The sequence below is a fragment of the Streptomyces colwelliae genome, assembly GCF_048158785.1.
In the GTDB taxonomy this organism is placed as follows: Bacteria; Actinomycetota; Actinomycetes; order Streptomycetales; family Streptomycetaceae; genus Streptomyces.
In genome coordinates, this window is sequence record NZ_JBLTJC010001063.1 from 1 (window position 1) to 387 (window position 387).

The 387-nt window shown below is 68.7% G+C and carries 1 protein-coding gene; it reads right to left on the reverse strand.

What is annotated here, in order from left to right:
* A partial coding sequence (locus ACNFOC_RS55835) for an NAD-dependent epimerase/dehydratase family protein (protein WP_416966503.1) occupies nt 1-343 on the reverse strand: 343 nt, incomplete at its 3' end.
* Between the last annotated feature and the right edge of the window lie 44 nt (nt 344-387).

The window sequence follows — 387 nt, forward strand, 5'->3', positions numbered from 1 at the left end:
GGCCGTGACTCATCACGGAGCTGATGACGAGGGGGCGGTCAGAGCCCGCGAGGGTCTCGGTGAGGGCCTTCACCGCGCTCAGGTCGATCGCGACGCAGGCGGCGTAGTTCGAGAAGTCGTGGATGAAACCGGTGTGGATCACGCCGTCGGACGCTGACGCGCCCGCGCGGAGGGTGTCGAGGTCCTCCAGTGAACCCCGGTGCACCTCCGCCCCGGTCGCCGCGAGCCGGGCCGCCGACGCGTCGGAGCGGACCAGGCCAAGGACCTGGTGTCCCGAGTCGAGCAGTTCGCGAACGACCGCGCCGCCCACGAAACCGGTCGCTCCGGTGACGAAAACACGCATGACGAAATCACTCCAGGTGGGTCGGGAAGTGGTGTGTTCCCAGC